This is a genomic window from Canibacter zhoujuaniae, assembly GCF_011752005.1.
In the GTDB taxonomy this organism is placed as follows: domain Bacteria; phylum Actinomycetota; class Actinomycetes; order Actinomycetales; family Microbacteriaceae; genus Canibacter; species Canibacter zhoujuaniae.
The window spans coordinates 90219-108037 of record NZ_JAAIJZ010000003.1 but is presented as its reverse complement, the minus strand read 5'-3'; the positions used below and the strand labels follow the sequence as shown (position 1 = coordinate 108037).

At 56.3% G+C, this 17819-nt stretch carries 15 protein-coding genes; 7 read left to right on the top strand and 8 right to left on the bottom strand.

From position 1 onward, the window contains the following. From HCR00_RS05985 to HCR00_RS05970, 4 genes are all read right to left on the bottom strand, one after another. A complete protein-coding gene (locus HCR00_RS05985; RefSeq protein WP_167143658.1) occupies positions 1-1386 on the bottom strand; it encodes a DUF5719 family protein in 1386 nt (461 codons plus the stop codon). Beyond that, positions 1383-4301 (bottom strand): glycosyltransferase family 2 protein, encoded by a 2919-nt coding sequence (locus HCR00_RS05980; protein WP_167143655.1) that lies wholly within the window; start codon positions 4299-4301, stop codon positions 1383-1385. Before HCR00_RS05980 ends, HCR00_RS05985 begins: the two co-directional genes overlap by 4 nt. A gap of 51 nt (positions 4302-4352) precedes the next feature. Next, complete coding sequence (locus HCR00_RS05975) at positions 4353-4625, bottom strand: WhiB family transcriptional regulator (protein WP_424945202.1); 273 nt, start codon at positions 4623-4625, stop codon at positions 4353-4355. Between the two features lie 202 nt (positions 4626-4827). Continuing rightward, positions 4828-5934, bottom strand: a complete 1107-nt coding sequence (locus HCR00_RS05970) for a mannose-1-phosphate guanylyltransferase (RefSeq protein WP_166986803.1) — start codon at positions 5932-5934, stop codon at positions 4828-4830. 189 nt (positions 5935-6123) lie between these two features. On the opposite strand from HCR00_RS05970, the gene sdhC reads away from it, so the two are divergent. The 5 genes from sdhC to HCR00_RS05945 all read left to right on the top strand — a co-directional run bounded on the left by sdhC (position 6124) and on the right by HCR00_RS05945 (position 10841). Next, a complete protein-coding gene (gene sdhC, locus HCR00_RS05965) occupies positions 6124-6549 on the top strand; it encodes a succinate dehydrogenase, cytochrome b556 subunit (RefSeq protein ID WP_167143652.1) in 426 nt (141 codons plus the stop codon). A 14-nt stretch (positions 6550-6563) separates the two neighbouring features. Then, on the top strand, positions 6564-7001 hold the full coding sequence (locus tag HCR00_RS05960; protein ID WP_167143649.1) for a succinate dehydrogenase hydrophobic membrane anchor subunit: 438 nt from the start codon (positions 6564-6566) through the stop codon (positions 6999-7001). Between the two features lie 30 nt (positions 7002-7031). Continuing rightward, a complete protein-coding gene (gene sdhA, locus HCR00_RS05955; protein WP_167143646.1) occupies positions 7032-8837 on the top strand; it encodes a succinate dehydrogenase flavoprotein subunit in 1806 nt (601 codons plus the stop codon). Continuing rightward, positions 8837-9628, top strand: coding sequence for a succinate dehydrogenase iron-sulfur subunit (locus HCR00_RS05950; RefSeq protein WP_166986814.1), 792 nt, complete (start codon positions 8837-8839; stop codon positions 9626-9628). The genes sdhA and HCR00_RS05950 overlap by 1 nt, the downstream gene beginning before the upstream one ends. Before the next feature lie 136 nt (positions 9629-9764). Further along, on the top strand, positions 9765-10841 hold the full coding sequence (locus tag HCR00_RS05945) for a YihY/virulence factor BrkB family protein (RefSeq protein WP_167143643.1): 1077 nt from the start codon (positions 9765-9767) through the stop codon (positions 10839-10841). Here HCR00_RS05945 and HCR00_RS05940 read toward each other — a convergent pair. Further along, positions 10838-12592, bottom strand: coding sequence for a phospho-sugar mutase (locus tag HCR00_RS05940; protein WP_167143640.1), 1755 nt, complete (start codon positions 12590-12592; stop codon positions 10838-10840). The two genes, HCR00_RS05945 and HCR00_RS05940, sit on opposite strands and share 4 nt — an antisense overlap. Positions 12593-12642: 50 nt before the next feature. Further along, the gene (locus HCR00_RS05935; protein ID WP_167143637.1) at positions 12643-13455 is read right to left on the bottom strand and encodes a purine-nucleoside phosphorylase; all 813 of its coding nucleotides are present in this window, start codon (positions 13453-13455) and stop codon (positions 12643-12645) included. 128 nt (positions 13456-13583) lie between these two features. Between HCR00_RS05935 and HCR00_RS05930 the strand changes: the two genes are divergently transcribed. Both HCR00_RS05930 and HCR00_RS05925 read left to right on the top strand, forming a co-directional pair. Continuing rightward, a complete protein-coding gene (locus HCR00_RS05930; RefSeq protein WP_167143635.1) occupies positions 13584-15017 on the top strand; it encodes an NAD(P)H-quinone dehydrogenase in 1434 nt (477 codons plus the stop codon). Then, entirely contained in the window at positions 15007-15390 is a 384-nt protein-coding gene (locus tag HCR00_RS05925) for a cupredoxin domain-containing protein (protein ID WP_167143633.1), read from the top strand. Before HCR00_RS05930 ends, HCR00_RS05925 begins: the two co-directional genes overlap by 11 nt. 11 nt (positions 15391-15401) lie before the next feature. Here the strand turns inward: HCR00_RS05925 and HCR00_RS05920 are convergent, their stop codons facing one another. Both HCR00_RS05920 and HCR00_RS05915 read right to left on the bottom strand, forming a co-directional pair. After that, entirely contained in the window at positions 15402-17111 is a 1710-nt protein-coding gene (locus HCR00_RS05920) for a sensor histidine kinase (RefSeq protein WP_167143630.1), read from the bottom strand. Next, on the bottom strand, positions 17101-17802 hold the full coding sequence (locus HCR00_RS05915) for a response regulator transcription factor (protein WP_166986836.1): 702 nt from the start codon (positions 17800-17802) through the stop codon (positions 17101-17103). Before HCR00_RS05915 ends, HCR00_RS05920 begins: the two co-directional genes overlap by 11 nt. Positions 17803-17819 lie beyond the last annotated feature (17 nt).

Sequence of the window (17819 nt, the reverse complement as noted above, 5' to 3'; positions counted from 1 at the left end):
TTACTTTGTATAAATAGTAAGTTCGTTTAGGCGGCTGCGACTCGGCAGCACAGGATAGGCGGCTGCGCCACTATCAGTGAATATACGCACACCGGCATGTATGGCTCCGTCGCTGGCAGGGTCCGTTTTAATAGTAAAAGTTTGGTCGGGGGCGCTCGCAGTAACAGCAGCTCGAGCGGGTATGGTGACGGTGCTTGATTTGCTGCTATCGGCCGTTGCAGTAAGGGTGACGGTTGCTGGTGCGGCGCTGCTGTTTGCGAGATACAGCTGCCCATTGGGAAGGATCGCGCCGGCGGCGCCATTATTTAACGCCGGAGCTGGGGAATACCACACCATATCGGTGTTTGCGCCACGGAGCGAGTCACCAACCGCCGCTGCGGCAATGTTTGTGTCTGCGATGATTAGCAATCCGGTGCTGTTTTGTGGCACCTCAATTTTGGTGTTCGTGAGGGTGTTTGCGGGCAGATCCACTTCGGCTAAGGCTATCTGCGTGCCAGCGTTGTCTAGTGAGTAGATTGTTGCGTGGCTTGCCGCTCCGGGTGAGATGATCTGGACATCAACAGCGGTGTCTGCGCCGGCATCAGAACCGGCCGTCGCGCGCTCGTTAGCGACACCCAATAGCAAGACCTCATTTGATCCTGCCACCTGTGAAGCGACAGTGTCTACCCCGTGCGGAGTGATGTCAGTGAGTGCGGAGGTGCCGAGCACCGCGCTGACCGCAGCACCGGTTGACTCAAGACGCAACGCAAGCGCCTCTGCGCCGGGGGTGATACCGTTTACCGAAACTGAGCGGGATTCACCAGCGGGCACCAAGAGACCGCTGATACTTGTGCTTTCGAGCTCACCTGCTTGTGTGAACCCCGTGATGTTGACAACAGCGGTTGTGTCGCCCGGGTTGGTGATAGAAACTGTGCTGTTGTTGCCGCCGAGTGTGCGCCCGCCGACAATCCACTGCACTGATTCGGGGGCGGCACAGGCGTGTGCTGCGAGGCCGCGCAGAGTTGGCTCGTTTAATTGCTGCCAGGCTGCTGCTGCCAGCGGGGTATCGCCGGAGCTGCTGTAGGTGTGGCCGGCGCTTTCTGGCGCACCGATGTTGCGTTTAATTTCACGCTGCGAGGAGCTGGTGGTCACGTACTGCGGGCTGCCGATTGGGGTGACTGCCGCAGGGTTACTCGGATCGGATCCGAGCTGCCCAAACCCACCGTCGCATGCTACTAGGCGGGTGCTGTTGCCAGCAGCATCAACCCCAATCGGTTGCGGGCTCGCCTCCCACGAGGGAAGGGAGATAACGTTGAGAGCGAAAACCGTTGCAACACCGACTGCGGTGACGGCGAAGCCGGTGACTACACGCCCGGTGTATTGACCCAATTTTGTGTGCTTAGTCATCGGCTCTCCTTCCCATTCTCAGCGTTATTTGCGTCGGCCTTTTCATGCAGAATCACGGCCGCATCGGTGTCACGTACGCGCATGCGCTTGCGCCGACGTGGCCGTTTGGGTGGTGTTTCCGTCACTTCGCCAGTCGGCAGTGCTAGCAGGAGCATCGCAAGGAGCAGCACAATCTGTGCCGCCCACAGGGTGTGTGAGGTTAACTGCAAAGCAGAGATGTTTAGGATCGGCAGTTTTGTGTCGAGTTCGGCTGCCTGATTCGCGGATGCAGTCGCGTTCTGCTGTGCGGCTTCTGTAGCAACTACGGTCCAGAGTTGACCCGCTTCGGTTGGGCCGGTTACCTCCAGCGCTACCTGCTGGTCGAAAACTTCTTGGAGGGCGGAGCGCAGCGCTGTGTCTCCGGTGTTGCGAAGCAGCACAAAGCTAACACCGTTTTGCACGAGTTGTTCGTTTAGTTCGGGGGAACCCTCGCTTGCGAGGATTGCTACCAGCTCAGCGAGCTGTTGATCCGCAGCAGAGAGTTCTGCCGTATAGTGGCCGGTGCGGATCTCGTCGAGCACAGTGCCAGAGCCGGTGATAATCTCAGCTTTAATGCTGTCGTCACCGAGTGCTTCAAGCGCCAGGGTGCGCATATTTTCGTTCGTGCTTCCCGCTGCTTGGATAATCGCCGGCACCGGAGTGCGGGTGTCGCGTGCCTCAGACTGGCCGGTCGCGAGACTTACCAGCAGCGGAGTCACAACGACCATATTTGCGATAATTGCTACCGCTGCAATTGGTGTTGCAGCTTTCCCGAGCATAGATGATCCTGATGCTGCGAGGGTGATAACTGCGATCCAGTAGAGGGCGAGACCCGAGCCTGTCCACAGCGGCACAACATTTTCGCCGCTGGTTGTGAGGTATGTGTTGGCGCTGAAAATAGCGGTAATGAGACCGAGCCCGCCGAGAATGGAAGCAAAAATTGTGACGTTTACTTTCCCGAGGTAGATGCCGATCGCGGCGAGCAGGGCGAGCGGCGCGAGGAGGACTCCAACCAAGAGGGTTGTCGGCGCATCGGCCAGACCGAGATTTGCAAAAATAGCAGCCCAACCCTCGAGCCCGTTGCGTGGAAAGCCGAGCAGCAGATGCCACAAATTGCCCGGTTCATAAGGAGTGTTTAGACCGGGATCACGCAACGCCAAAATAGGGTTACCCACTGAGAAGGAATGCCACACGATTGGAAACAGCAGCGCGGCAGGCGCGATTGCGGTAGCAGCAACGCGGGTGATTTGGCGTGGGTGCAATAACATTCCCGCAACCCACATGACAAGCGCCACCGGAATCAGCACCGGCGCTGTCGCAAGCCCTGCCGCAGCGAGGAGCGAGGCTGTGCCCGCCCACGACCATGATTGATGTGCACGCGTTGCTGCGATGAGTAGCCACGGCAGAATCACTGCCAGCGCAACTGTCTGCAGCCGGGCGTGGTCGAGTGAGCCCAGCAGCACGGGGCTGAGCGCCCAGCCAAACCCAGAGAGCACACGGCCCGCGGTGGTGTCGGTGAATTGCGCACCCCAGAACCAACCGCCCACTGTTGCAAGCGGAATTGCCAGCGCGAGGAAAAGCACAACAGCAAGGGATGGATTAAAGAATGTTGTTGAGCCGAGCGCGGCAAGCACCCACGTGAAAGGATCAGCCGGTATGCCGTCAGCCATTTGTGTGTTTCGCCACAGTTGGGTGAAGTTTGAGAGTGGCGCGGTGCCCCCCGCAGAGATCTGCTGCTCACCCGCGAGCCACCAGGTCAGCGCGGCCGACATCACAATGCTGATGAGCAGCGTCGCAAGCCCACCCGTAGAAATGAAATGAAGTTCTTTGCGGCTGCGACCCTGTGCTGCGAGAATCGCCTCACGGTCAATCATGCGTGCGGTGCGCACATCTTTCGGATCAGCGCGGAGCGGCCCGACAGCTCCCCAGCCCGCCACATTGTGTTTGCGCAGCCTTAGGCGGGCGCTAATAATTGCGCCCGGGTTAAAGAAGACTTTGAGAGCGGCTAGGAGCTCACCTAACATGTTGCCCGGTTGTTCACGCAGCAGCGCCCAGAAAATACGGAAAAGCCCGAGTAATGGGAGCAGCAGCCACATGCAGAAGGCGGAAATCGGATTTGCGTAAACGATTCGGCGGTGCATGTGTGAGGCGCGGGCGTGGTAGTGGTTGTGTCGCCTGGTTGTCGCGCGCCGATCCGAACGGGGGCCTGCAATACCTGAAAGCGCAACCCGCACGCGCGATTTGGGGGCAACAATTACACGGTGCCCAGCAAGCCTTGCGCGAACGCAAAAATCGAGGCTGTCATCGTAAATCGGCAGTGCCGGGTCAAAACCGTTAAGCTCTCGCCAGACATCGCGCCGCACAAGCACACCGATCGGGCCAACCCCGAGGGTGTCTTGCAGATGGTCATACTGCTGCTGGTCGAGCTCCTGACGGCGCAGCAGCCAGCGTGAGCCGTAGCGTGTCAGACTTTGACCGAGTTCGACGATACGCTCGGGGTGTTCCCAGTCGATGAGTTTTGGGCCGGCAACCGCTACTGATGGGGCGCTCATCACAACAGATAGGATGGCGCGCAGTGCTTTGGGCTCTGGCGCGGAGTCTTCGGTGAGCAACCACAGCCACTCAGAGACGGCATCGTCTGCGGCTTGCGCAAGCTGCAACGGCTCAATTTGACGCTCTGCTGCCGCTATTGCTGCGCCGAAAGAGGCCTGTTTTCCGGTCGCTACGAGCCTGGTTATACCAGCGTTTAAATACTGCTGTGTAATTTTGTCACTGCGCCCGTTAATAACGCCAATAATTCTGTCTGGTGGCAGAGTCTGACTACCCAGTGCTTCGAGAGTGGCGTCAAGCCATTCGCCAGACTGGGCTACAACGATTGCTGTAACTAAATTGCGCATACTGTTTCATACGATACGCGCGCCTGGGCTGGAAGTGTGTTGCCGCGCCGTTTAGCTTGCTTGTTGGCGGCGGAGTTTGCGGCGTTCGCGCTCTGATAGGCCGCCCCAGATGCCGAATCGTTCATCGTTTGCAAGCGCGTATTCGAGGCACTCTGCGCGCACCTCGCACTGTTCGCAGATGCGTTTAGCTTCACGGGTTGAGCCGCCTTTTTCTGGGAAAAACGCTTCGGGGTCGGTTTGTGCGCACAGTGCGTCTGCCTGCCAGGCGAGGGGGTTAGTGTCGTCGTCAGTGCTGTTACGTCGCACGCCAGGGATCCCAAGCAGCACTGGATCAATATGCCAGTCGCTTGGGACGGGGCCGTTTGCAATTGTGCTCACGCCCACTCCTTTCATCGTACGGCGGCGGGGGAGCCGTTGTTTAGTTATTTAATTACACCCGTGTAATTAGGGTGAAGTCAAACTAAAAAGCAAAAATCCTTAAACTTTTAAGTTAAGGTTTAAGGATTTTCGGCGTGTCGGATCGGCGTTACAGCAGTTGGGCGTTACCGGAGTCGCGCATATGGGAAACAAGTTTTTTGACGTCCTGAGCGTGTGCCTTATTCGTCACAAGCAAAACATCAGGGGTGTCGACGACGACAACATCATCCATTCCCACAACAGTTACAAGCCGCTTGCTGCCCGAAATTACAATGCCGTTTGATTTCTCAGCAAGCACACTAGAGCGCTTTCCCAAAACTGCCAGATCGTTTGCGCGACCGCGCGTCAAGAGGTTTGCGATACTCGCAAAATCTCCAACGTCATCCCAGCTAAAGTGCCCGGAGACGCAGAGCATTTTTCCGGCAGCGGCGGCTGGTTCTGCGACGGAGTAGTCGATAGCAATCTTCGGCAGCGTGTGCCAGAGACGCTCACGGGCTGCCGCTGCGTGCGGAGTGTTCCATGCATCCGCTATTTCATGCAGTGCCGCGACGAGCTCTGGCTCAGACTCCGCCATCTGTTCTAACAGAACGTCAGCGCGAGAGATGAAGATGCCGGCATTCCAGAGTTTGCCGTTGCGAATGTATCTCTCTGCGGTTTTTTTATCGGGCTTCTCAACGAACTTAGCGACGCGGAACACATCCATTGGCGCGATGTCTGGCCGCGGATCCGCCGTTTTTATATAGCCGAAGCCGGTTGCGGCGTGTGTTGGGCGAATGCCGATTGTGACAATTGCCCCCGTTGCCGCTGCGTTAACCGCGGTGTGCACCGCGCGCTGGAAAAGAAACTCATCACCGATGACGTGGTCTGCAGCAAAACTGCCGATAATGGCTTGTGGATCGCGCCGAAGGATCAACGCGGCGGCCAGGCCGATGGCGGCAGAAGAATCTTTGGGCTCTGACTCTGTTACGAGATTTGCTTCGGCAAGATCCGGAAGCTGCTCGCGCACTGAACGCTGATGCGCGTTTCCTGTGACCACCATAATGCGTTTCGGATCGGTGAGCGGAGTGAGTCGATCCCAGGTGGTTGCGAGCAGTGATTTACCGCTGTCGGTTAGATCTAACAGAAACTTCGGGGCGTCAGCGCGGGAGAGCGGCCACAGGCGAGAGCCCACGCCACCGGCCGGAATGACGCACCAAAAGTTTTCATTGTTTTGCATATTAAGCAGAGTAGCGCGCCGCCCGCCATTGGAACGGAGGCGCGGTGGGGCAATAAAAATCAGTAATTAAGCGCCTTAATAACATCAGATGAAGGAGCTTCGTAAATTCTTAAAATATGCCGTGAAAGGTGCGATAATTAGAGACACAGTAATTTCCCGCCAGAGGGTATTTAACATCTATCGAGGAGGATGTTCGTGGCAGCCGAAAAGGCGCAGCTCGCGCAGCCAGCTCAGCCGCAGGGTGAGCGACTGGGCGGCACTTTATACCGTGGAAACGAAGGCATGTGGTCGTGGGTGCTGCACCGGATTACCGGCATCGCAATCTACTTCTTCCTGCTTGTGCACGTGCTAGATACGGCACTCGTTCGGGTCAGCCCGCAGGTCTATGACGTTGTCATTGGCGCATATAAGAACCCAATTATGGGTCTTGGTGAGGTTGCGCTGGTGGGTGCGGTGGTTTTCCACGCACTGAACGGTTTGCGCATTATCTTGGTGGACTTCTGGAGTAAGGGCACCAAGTATCAGCGTCAGATGTTCTGGATTGTGATCGCAATCTGGGCGGTGCTGATGATCGGTTTCTGTGCTCGTCATCTACCAAACGTGTTTGCACACTAGGAGGCTCGTAAAAAATGTCAACTAACGCAAACAATCCGTTCATTAAGAATAAAAAGACCACCAACTGGGAAAAATGGGGTTGGATCTACATGCGCGTGTCAGGTGTCATCCTGGTCGTGCTGATCTTTGGCCACCTCTTCTACAACCTAGTGCTCGGTGACGGCATTAAAGCAGTAGATTTCGGTTTTGTCGGCGGCAAGTTTGCCAACCCTGTCTGGCAGTGGTGGGATGTTGCAATGCTGTGGCTTGCGATTATCCACGGTTCAAACGGTATGCGCACCATCGTGAATGACTACGTAAACAAGCCGAACCTTGCAAAGGCTTTGAAGATTGCAATCTGGTCTGCTGCAGCGCTGCTTATTCTGCTCGGCACCCTGGTTGTGTTTACCTTTGACCCCTGCCTGCCGGGGGCGCCTGAAGAGCTCGTTGCGAGCTTCTGCTCTTCCCTCTAAGTTTCGAGAAACAATTTTTAAGGACTGAAGTTGACTGACAACACAGCCGCAGAGGTAACCGTCAAAGACGGCGTAACCTATCACAAGTACGATGTCGTAATCATTGGCGCTGGTGGCGCCGGAATGCGTGCAGCGATTGAAGCTGCCCCGAAGGCACGCACCGCGGTAATCACCAAACTGTACCCAACCCGATCACACACCGGTGCGGCGCAGGGCGGTATGGCCGCTGCCCTTGCCAACGTGGAGGAAGACGGCTGGGAGTGGCACACCTACGACACTGTTAAGGGTGGCGACTATCTTGTAGACCAAGACTCGGCAGAGATTCTCGCGAAAGAAGCGATTGAAGCGGTTATTGACCTTGAAAACATGGGTCTGCCGTTTAACCGCACCCCAGAGGGAAAGATCGACCAGCGTCGATTCGGCGGTCACACCGCAGAGCACGGTAAGCGTCCGGTGCGCCGTGCATGCTACGCAGCCGACCGTACAGGGCACATGATTTTGCAGACCCTGTACCAAAACTGTGTAAAGCACGAGGTGGAGTTCTTCAACGAGTACTACGCACTCGATCTTGCAATGACCGAAGATGCGAACGGTCAAAAGCGTGTGTCGGCTGTTATCGCCTACGAGCTTGCAACCGGGCAGCTGCACGTATTCCAGGGCAAGTCATTCGTGTTTGCGACCGGCGGTTTCGGTAAGATCTTCAAAACCACCTCGAACGCACACACCCTCACAGGTGATGGTGTCGGTATCATTTGGCGCAAAGGTCTGCCACTGGAAGACATGGAGTTCTACCAGTTCCACCCAACAGGCTTGGCGGGTCTGGGCATTCTCCTCACAGAGGGTGCGCGCGGTGAGGGCGCAATCTTGCGTAACGCCAGTGGTGAGCGTTTCATGGAGCGTTATGCACCCACCATTAAAGACCTCGCACCGCGCGACATTGTGGCGCGTTCCATGGTGCAGGAGGTGCTAGACGGCCGCGGTGCCGGGCCGCACAAAGACTATGTCTACCTTGACTGCACCCACCTTGGTGCAGAGGTGCTTGAAACCAAGCTGCCAGATATTACGGAGTTTGCCCGCACATACTTAGGTGTCGATCCGGTTGTTGAGCCGGTGCCGGTTTACCCAACCGCACACTATGCAATGGGTGGGATCCCAACCAATAACGACGCAGAAGTTTTGCAGGATAACGACACCGTTGTGCCCGGCCTGTATGCCGCAGGTGAGTGCGCTTGTGTGTCTGTGCACGGCTCGAACCGTCTCGGCACCAACTCGCTGCTCGATATCAACGTCTTTGGTAAGCGCGCCGGAAATAATGCTGCCGCTTACGCTAAAACAGCAGATTTCGTGCCGCTGCCGAACGACCCGACCAAAAACGTCCGTGAGTGGGTTGACCGTCTGCGTCACACAACCGGCACTGAGAGCGTTGCGGGCATTCGCCGTGAGCTCCAGGAAGCAATGGACCAGGGCGCACAGGTGTTCCGCACCGAAGAGTCACTAACCTCTGTGCTTGAGACCATCCGCAGTTTGCGCAAGCGTTATGAAAACATCGCTATCCACGACCGCGGTCAGCGCTACAACACTGATCTGCTTGAGGGGATCGAGCTCGGATTCCTGCTCGATCTTGCAGAGATTCTGACGTTTACCGCCCGCAACCGGAAAGAAAGCCGGGGCGGTCACATGCGTGATGACTATCCAAAACGTGACGATGTGAACTACATGAAGCACACTATGGCTTACAAGGTTGAGGCAGACTCAGAGCTGCCTGAAGACCGCATCCGTCTTGACTGGAAGCCAGTGCGCATGACTCGATACGAGCCACAGGAGAGGAAGTACTAATGAGCACCGCAACAGTAGACGCTCAGAGTGTTGAGACGGCTGAAGCCGTTGAAGCTGCGGCACCAGAAGCCCCGCAGCCGTTCACTGTCACCCTCCTAGTGCGTCGTTACAACCCAGAAGTGCGTGAAGACGCCTACTGGGAAGATTTCGACGTTGAAATGTATCCGACAGACCGGATCCTCGACGCACTGCACCGCATCAAGTGGGAGCAAGACGGCACCCTCGCGTTCCGTCGCTCGTGCGCACACGGTATCTGCGGCTCAGACGCTATGCGTATCAACGGTCGCAACCGCCTGGCGTGCAAGACCCTGATTAAAGATCTTGACATCAGCAAACCGATCTACGTTGAAGCGATTAAGGGTCTGCCACTTGAAAAAGACCTCATCGTCGACATGGAGCCGTTCTTCGATGCGTTCCGCGCTGTGCAGCCGTTCCTGCAGACTGAGGCGAAGCCTGAGGGTGGAAAAGAACGCCTGCAGTCAATTGCGGATCGCGAGCGGTTTGATGACACCACCAAGTGCATTCTGTGCGCAGCCTGCACCACCTCATGCCCAGTATTCTGGACCGACGGCCAGTACTTTGGCCCGGCAGCGATCGTGAATGCGCACCGCTTCATTTTCGACTCCCGTGATGAGCAGGCTCAGGTGCGTCTCGACATCTTGAATGAGACCGAGGGCGTCTGGCGCTGCCGCACCACCTTTAACTGTTCAGAAGCCTGCCCGCGCGGTATTCAGATTACTAAGGCGATCGCCGAGGTTAAGTCTGCGCTGGTGTCTGGCAAAGTGAAGTAGTCGTAAGTCATTCAGCACCGTTTGCTAGAAATAGGCTGAACTGTTTGCAATAACCGCTGCTGGGGAGAGTTTCCCAGCAGCGGTTTTGTTGTGAGACGGCAAGCACAGCATTTTCAAAGACCGCTAAAATGTCAGGGTGACTAAGACCAATGACACAGCAGCTACTGCGGGCGCAGAAACAGCCAACCAGGGCAAATCATTGAAAGACAAAGTGCTGGCGCTCGTTGAGAAACTACAGCGCTCACGCCCGTTACGCGCAAACACGAACCTCACCGAAAATGGTGGCGAGGTGCTGTCTGCCGGCATGAGTTTCCAGGCACTTTTTGCAGTCTTTGCCGCCCTCTGGGTTGGGTTCAGCAGTTTTGGTTTCTATCTGCGCAGACAGCCGGAATTGCTGAAAGCGCTGATCGAAAATCTAGACACTCTGATTCCTGGCCTGTTTGGCGAGGGTGGTGCGATTGACGTCCAAGACCTGCTCGATAGTCCGGCGCTCGGCTGGTCAAACGCGATTGCTATTGCCTCTCTGTTTCTGTTGGTGCTCACTTGGTTCAACAGCACCCGCTCTTCAATTCGTCTAATTAACGGACTAGATGCCGTCCCCGGTCGGAATGGCATTATATTGAAGCTGCGCGATCTGCTGTTTGCAGTTGGTTTTGGGGTGCTCATTCTCCTGTCGTCAGTGCTGTCGATCAGCTCTACCGCGGTGCTAAATTTCATTGAAAACCTCGAAGTCCTGCCCGCTGACTCGTGGATTTTCGGCGGTCTCGGCACCCTCCTACGCTTTGGCACAATGTTCTTACTTAACTGGTTCGTGCTGTTTGCCATTCATAAATGGCTGGCTGAGCTCAAGATTCCAGCTAAGCGCATTTGGTTGGGCACGATCCCAGGCGCTATCGGGCTCGTAGTGCTCACCGTGCTCGGTTCTTCCCTGCTCGGCGGAGCATCTAGAAATCCGCTGCTCGCTTCCTTTGCGGTCATTGTCGGTTTGCTGCTCTGGTTCAACTTCATTTGCCGTGTGCTGCTGTTCACCGCGTCTTGGATCGCTGCCGGCGAAGATAAATCCTGCGGCCTGCCCGCTGCGCTGCGCGAAAAAGATTTAGAGCGGGCGCACTCTGAAGAAACTCTCGCCAACGCAGGTATCGCCTACACTGGAGCAGAATCTGGTGCGATTGACATTAACAGCATTGAGCCCGCTGCTCGAGTAAAACGCTAGACCGCAAGCAGTTTGCGGATCGCGGTTTCCAGCTCGACAAGCAGCCCCTCAGCCGCCCTTTTTCGCTCGGCAACTGTGCCCTCAGTGACGCACACATCAATGTAGAGTTTCAGTTTTGGCTCTGTGCCACTCGGGCGCACCATGACACGGCTCCCACCAGCAAGATCAAAACGCATAACGTTTGCGCGCAGTGTGCTCTCCGGGTGCTCAGCAAGATCCTGATATTTGACTACCGGAACAGTGCCAAACTGTTCTGGTGGATTTTGTCGCAGCCTTTCCGCGAGAGCTAACACCGCTTCAGACGACTCGAGTCGCACAGTAACCTGAGTGCTTGCAAATGCCCCAAACAGTTCGTAGGCGGCGTCAAGCTCATCCCATAAAGTTTTGCCCTGCGCGTGCAGTGCAGTCAGCATCTCAGCGGCTGCGACAGCTGCCGAAATGCCGTCTTTATCGCGAATTATGCTGGGGTTGACAAGATACCCCAAGGCTTCCTCAAAACCGAACACCAGACCGGGCACGCGCGACACCCACTTAAAACCAGACAGTGTTTCAAAATATGCGAGCCCGTAGTGGTCAGCCACAACCTTGAGCGCGGGTGAAGAAACGATTGTGCAGGCGAGCGCCGGTTGTGGCTCGAGAGCAGAGACGGCGAGGCCCTTTTCGGCGGCCTTCGCAGCAGCCTGACGTGCTGCACGCCAGCCCAAGAGGAGGCCAAGCTGATTGCCGGTTAACATTTTCCAGCGGTCAGTTTTGGCTCCGTTAGCATCGCGTTCAGGCAGTGCGATTGCGAGGCGATCCGCGTCAGGGTCGTGGGCGATAATCGCGTCAGCGCCCACGACCCTGGCGCGGGTGATGGCCAAATCTAGCGCTCCCGGCTCTTCTGGGTTTGGAAAGGCAACGGTTGGGAAGGTGTCGTCAGGCTCCACCTGCTCGGGCACGAGCTCAAGCTCTGGCAGCCCCGCAGCGGCAAATAAAGACACTGTTGGGGCGGTTCCGACACCGTGCATCGCCGTATAGACGAGCTTCGGATGGACTGCGGCTCCCTGCTGCTCGGCGCCGAGCACTGATTGCGCCGTAGCCCGCAGATAATCGTAGATGATTTCCGCACCCACAAGCTGCACTCCGTCTGCGTTGCGTGGGTAGTCACTAATTGGAGTGGCGGCTACCTCATCAATAAACTCTGCGATTAAACCGTCAACCGGTGGCACGATCTGCGATCCTGCATCAGCGTCACCAAGATACACTTTGTAGCCGTTATCGTTTGGTGGGTTGTGGCTCGCGGTGATCATCACCCCAGCTGCAGCGTTTAAATGTCGCACAGCGAACGCGGTTACGGGAGTCGGCAGTGGGCCCGGCAACAGATGCGCATCAAACCCGGCGCCAGCAAAGATTTCTGCGGCATCACGGGCAAATATCTCTGAGTTTTTACGCGCATCAAAGCCGATAACAACGCGTTTTTTTGCAATCTCACCCTGCATAAAGCGCAGTTGTAGAAACTTCACGAAACCGGCGGTTGTTTGCTGCACAACCACCCGATTCATACGCTGCGGCCCCGCACCAAGCTCAGCTCTAAGACCTGCGGTGCCAAACTTCAGTCTGCCGGAAAAACGCTGCGTGAGATCGTGCGCTGCGGCCCGATCCTCCCCCAAAGCCTGATCGAGCAGAGCCTGTAACTCAGATGCTGTCGTAGGGTCGGGGTCGGCGGCGATCCACTCGCTGACGCGAGCTAGCAGTTCTTGGGCGAGTGTCATGTGCGGCCTCTCGTTATTAAGTGCGTGAATAGTGCAGCGTGTGTTGCGAATTATGGCAGCCGGTGCACAATTTTGGTGAGCAGCTCACTCAGGCGAGACTCAGCCGCTTTGCCTGCGGCAATAACCTCTGCATGGCTGAGCGGCTCATCCTGCAAACCCGCAGCCGGGTTGGTGACAAACGAAAGCCCCAAAACCTTTAACCCGAGTGAGCGTGCTGTGATAGCCTCTAGCGCGGTAGACATGCCAACCGCGTCAGCCCCTATCGTCTGTAGGTAGCGAATTTCTGCGGGTGTCTCAAAGTGTGGGCCGGGCAGCTGTGCATACACACCCTCCCGCAGCTCCGGCGCCACCTCGCGAGCAACTGCCCGCAACTCTAGAGCGTAAAGATCGGTCAGATCAACAAACTCTGCGCCCTTCAGCGGGCTGACAGCGGTGAGATTTAGATGGTCACTGATCAACACAACCTCACCAACCCCGTAGTCCGGGTTGACTCCGCCAGCGCCATTGGTGAGCACGAGAGTTTCAACGCCTGCGGCATGCGCAGTGCGCACACCGTGCGCCACCGCATCAACCCCGCGCCCCTCATAGAGGTGGGTGCGCGCCCCAATAATTAGCACATTGCGGCCGTCAGGTAGACGTAAAGCGGTGAGCTTACCGGAATGGCCGATTACACCATTCGCATGAAAACCCGGCACCTCAGAGGCCGGCACCTCAGCAATAATCTCACCCATCGCCTCGGCGCTTTTGCCCCAGCCAGAGCCCAAAGTGAGGGCAATATCAAACTTTTTAACCCCGCTTTTTACAAGCAAAGTCTTGGCAGCTTCTGCTGCGAGGGCACTATTTTCCTGCTGTAAGTCACTCATATTTAGAGCCTAAACCCCCTTCCTATGAGTTGCTAGCGCTGCTGGTTGGTTTCTCTAATTTGCTTGCCGCTGAGGCCGGCAAACACAGCCGACAAACACGGTGTCGCAAGCAAAGTAGACTGATTAGTATGGGAAACAGTGAGCGCAAGCATCGGATTGTGATCCTGGGTGGCGGCCCGGGCGGGTATGAGGCAGCTTTCGCAGCAGCACAGCAGGGGGCTGAGGTCACCCTCGTAGAGCGCGCCGGTGTTGGTGGCTCAGCGGTGCTCACAGACGTCGTGCCCTCAAAGAGTTTGGTTGCAACCGCAGACGCTGTCGCCGCTGTGCGTGAGAGTGAACAGCTCGGTGTGCAAACCACAGTGCCCGGCGCAGCAGGTAAACCAGTGCGGCCAGAGGTTGTTGTAAATTTTGCAACCATCAACAAACGTCTTATGTCTATGGCCGCAGCACAGTCGGTAGATCTGCAGCACATGCTCGAAGAAGACGGCGTGCGCATTGTGCACGGAGAGGGGCGGATCGAAGCACCCGGCACAGTTGTTGTCGCCACAGCCAAGGGCGGGAAAGACTTTGACACTATTACGGCAGACACTATTGTGGTTGCCGTTGGCGCAAGCCCGCGCGAGCTAGACTCAGCAAAACCAGATGGTGAACGCATCCTCACATGGAAACAGCTCTACGATTTGAAAGAGCAGCCGGAGCACTTAATCGTCGTTGGTTCGGGTGTAACCGGCGCTGAATTTGCAAGCGCCTACCGCATCCTCGGCAGCGAGGTCACGCTGATATCGAGCCGTGAGCAGGTGCTCCCGGGTGAAGATAAAGACGCGGCAGAACTAATTCAAAACGTTTTTGAGAGATCGGGTATGCACGTGCTCTCAAGGTCGCGCGCCGACAAAGTTGAACGCACCGCAGATGGCGTGCGAGTGACCCTCGCAGACGGGCGTGAAGTATTCGGTTCACACTGTCTTATGGCCGTTGGCTCAATCCCAAACACTGCCGGTATCGGTCTTGAAGAACTCGGTGTGCAACTGACAGAGAGCGGGCACATTAAGGTCAACCGTGTCGCCTCGACAAACGTCCCTTCAGTCTATGCAGCGGGCGACTGCACCAACTTTTTCCCGCTCGCATCGGTCGCGGCAATGCAGGGACGCACCGCCATCATGCACGCTATGGGTGACGTGGTGCGCCCAATCGATCTGCGCAATGTCGCATCAAACGTTTTCACCTCACCGGAGATCGCAACCGTCGGATACTCTGAGCAAGATTTAGAGCAGCTCGGTGAGCTGCACACTCGATCAGTGGTGCACAAAATTCCGCTCGGCGTAAACCCGCGAGCAAAAATGTCGGGTGTCAAAGACGGTTTCGTCAAGATCATTGCCTCAAAGCGCACAGGCGTTGTGCAAGGCGGTGTGATCGTCGGCCCGCGAGCGAGCGAACTCATCTTTCCGCTCGCGCTCGCGGTTGAGCATATGCTCACAGTAGACCAGATAGGCAGCGCCTTTGCTGTCTATCCTTCCATGACCGGTTCAATTAGTGATGTGGCGCGTGATTTGCATGTTCGATAGTTTTTCAATCCAAAAGAAATCAGGGCGCATTATTGGGCTCGCTATGGCTGGCTTGTTGGCGGTAGGGGTGGCAGGTTGCAGCCCCACCAAGCCAGAGGTAACAGCCTCTGCGGAGGGGGTGACCGCCGCGGTTGAGGTGAGCGCTGTAGACAACGCATACTATCCGCAAACTGTGACAGTTAAAGTCGGTGAGGCTGTGCGGTGGACGTTTGACGGCGGTGCCAAACACGACGTTGTTGCAGCTGACGGCTCTTTCGTGAGTGAGCTGCAAAAGGATGGCTCATTCACACACGTTTTCACCGAGCCCGGCAAATATGACTATGACTGCTCGATCCACCCAGAGATGCGCGGCACAGTTATTGTCGAGGAGTAAACGCTACGAGATTAGTCGGCGCTGGTAGAGCCCGCGTCACGGCGCACGCGGCGCCCGATGCGGCGCACACGCCCGGTCTTCGCTGTTCCCTTCGCAGCAGCTCCTGCTGCCTGTGCGCTGCGGCTCTGTTCAAACACGGTCGCAGCATCGAGCCCAGACTCAGAAGTTTCAAGCCCGAGGATTGGTTCGGCGAGTGGCAGCTCGACCCTGAAGGTTGCGCCGCCGCCCTCGGTCTCAACACAGCGGACTGTGCCGTTGTGAGCATCAACAATAGAGCGCACGATTGAGAGCCCCAATCCGCTGCCACCGGTTTCACGGTTGCGGGAGGTGTCTGCGCGCCAGAAACGATCAAAAATTTTGTCGCGAATCTGTTCTGGCACGCCGTCTCCGTGATCACGAATCTCAAAAACGGCGTGCTCTCTACTGCAGGTGACAAACACCTCAATCGGAGTGCCCTCATTAGTGTGGCGGAGCGCGTTACCGATTAGGTTGGTCATCACCTGACGAATTTTGTGTTCATCGCCAAGCGCTCGCGGGTTGTGCGGGCACTCAATCGCGGTGATCACACGATTTGGTGCCTGTGCCATACCGTCGAAGGCGGCATCGCGTGCAAACCTGTTTAGGTCAAGCGGTTTTAATTCAAGCTCACGTTTCGCGTCAAGCCGTGCCAGGTTGAGCAGATCTTCAACGAGTGAGGTCATGCGGATCGCTTCCTTCTCGATACGATCCATAGCCTGCTCTATATGCTCAGTCTCCTGCAGCATACCCATCCGGTACATTTCTGCGTAGCCGCGCAAAGAGACCAGCGGCGTGCGCAGTTCATGGCCGGCATCACCAACAAAGCGGCGCATTTTATCGATTGTTTCGGCGCGCTCATTAAAGGCGTTATTGATCTGGTCGAGCATCACGTTTAGTGACGTTCCCACATGGCCGACCTCCGTGTTTGGCGACGCAACATGAATACGTTTGGAGTAGTCACCGCGTGCGATTTCTCTAGCGGTTCGTTCAACCTCAGTGAGGGGTTCGAATGCAGCAGAGACGAAGATCCGCGTGAGCGCTGCGCCCAACAGAATCACCGCAATCCCAAAACCGGCGAAGATGCCAATATATTGCGCAGCAACCTGTTCGATTAGTTCGGTGGATCCGGCAACAAGCAGATAACCATCGATGTTGCCAAAGGCTGAGCCATAGACAGGAACCACTACGCCGCGCCAAACGACGCCATCATCGTCGGTGAAATGGACGATTTGGTCTATCTCACTGGGGCTGTCTTCGATGTCGAGGTCGTTATCATTGCCCTGCGGGAAACCGCCGCCAAGTCCGTGACCGCCGGGGGAGACCGCTTCTATCTGCAGATCATCAATCTCAAGATGTTCGATCTCGGGCAGCACCGCAGCCTCAGAGTTTCGATTGTCGTAGAGAAAGTCTCCCTCCGCATCAAACATAGCTACGTAGTTGCGCCCCGGCGCATAAATCACATCGTTCCGGGTTATCTGATCCTGCTGCGCCCCGGGTTGCAGGGCGGTCACAGGGTTATTACTGATCGCTCTGAGCTCAGTATCTTGGTTTGCGTAGAGTGAGGGTTTCAGCAATGACATTGTGCCGACACCAGCAACCAACAGGCCGAGGCTCAAAATCAGCACCGTCACACCGGTCATTTTGGCGCGCAGAGGCACATCAGCCCAGCGCTGCAGCAGTGACCGATTAGTTTTAATCTTCATCAACCTTCAGCATGTATCCAAAACCGCGCTTTGTTTGAATCAGTGATTCCTCAGTGAGCGGATCAAGCTTGCGCCGCAGATACGAGATATAAGACTCAACGATGCCAGCATCGCCGTTAAAATCGTACTCCCAAACATGATCGAGGATCTGGGTTTTTGACAGCACGCGGTTTGGGTTCTGCATCAGATAACGCAGCAGTTTGTATTCAGTCGGGCTGAGCTCAACAGAATTATCACCGACCTGCACTTCATGGGTGTCCTGATCCATGCGGATCGGCCCGATAGTGAGTGCGGTGTTGTCCTCTTCGGGCACAGTGCGGCGCAGAATTGCTTTAATGCGGGCAATGATCTCATCGAGGCTGAACGGTTTAGTAACGTAGTCATCGCCACCAACGCTTAAACCTTTGACCTTATCTTCCACATCATCTTTTGCGGTTAAGAACAGGATTGGGGAGGTGTAGCCTGCCTCGCGGAGCCGCTCGGTTACGCTAAAGCCGCTCATATCGGGGAGCATCACGTCGAGCAGGATGAGGTCTGGCTCCTCTTCCAGCACGGCAGAGATGGTCTGTGCGCCGTTTACAACCGCGCGCACACCGAACCCAGCGAAGCGCAAACTGGTCATTAGCAGTTCGCGGATGCTTGGCTCATCATCAACGATTAGGATTCGTGGACCTTTATTTTGCTGTGGCATAAGCTTAGTTTCTTATA

Coding starts and splice junctions, on each gene's coding strand:
- HCR00_RS05970 (WP_166986803.1), bottom strand. CDS start 5,934: ATGCAAAACAATGAAAACTTTTGGTGCGTCATTCCGGCCGGTGGCGTG.
- HCR00_RS05920 (WP_167143630.1), bottom strand. CDS start 17,111: ATGAAGATTAAAACTAATCGGTCACTGCTGCAGCGCTGGGCTGATGTG.
- HCR00_RS05980 (WP_167143655.1), bottom strand. CDS start 4,301: ATGCGCAATTTAGTTACAGCAATCGTTGTAGCCCAGTCTGGCGAATGG.
- HCR00_RS05930 (WP_167143635.1), top strand. CDS start 13,584: ATGGGAAACAGTGAGCGCAAGCATCGGATTGTGATCCTGGGTGGCGGC.
- HCR00_RS05925 (WP_167143633.1), top strand. CDS start 15,007: ATGTTCGATAGTTTTTCAATCCAAAAGAAATCAGGGCGCATTATTGGG.
- HCR00_RS05935 (WP_167143637.1), bottom strand. CDS start 13,455: ATGAGTGACTTACAGCAGGAAAATAGTGCCCTCGCAGCAGAAGCTGCC.
- HCR00_RS05940 (WP_167143640.1), bottom strand. CDS start 12,592: ATGACACTCGCCCAAGAACTGCTAGCTCGCGTCAGCGAGTGGATCGCC.
- HCR00_RS05950 (WP_166986814.1), top strand. CDS start 8,837: ATGAGCACCGCAACAGTAGACGCTCAGAGTGTTGAGACGGCTGAAGCC.
- HCR00_RS05915 (WP_166986836.1), bottom strand. CDS start 17,802: ATGCCACAGCAAAATAAAGGTCCACGAATCCTAATCGTTGATGATGAG.
- HCR00_RS05960 (WP_167143649.1), top strand. CDS start 6,564: ATGTCAACTAACGCAAACAATCCGTTCATTAAGAATAAAAAGACCACC.
- sdhC (WP_167143652.1), top strand. CDS start 6,124: ATGTTCGTGGCAGCCGAAAAGGCGCAGCTCGCGCAGCCAGCTCAGCCG.
- HCR00_RS05985 (WP_167143658.1), bottom strand. CDS start 1,386: ATGACTAAGCACACAAAATTGGGTCAATACACCGGGCGTGTAGTCACC.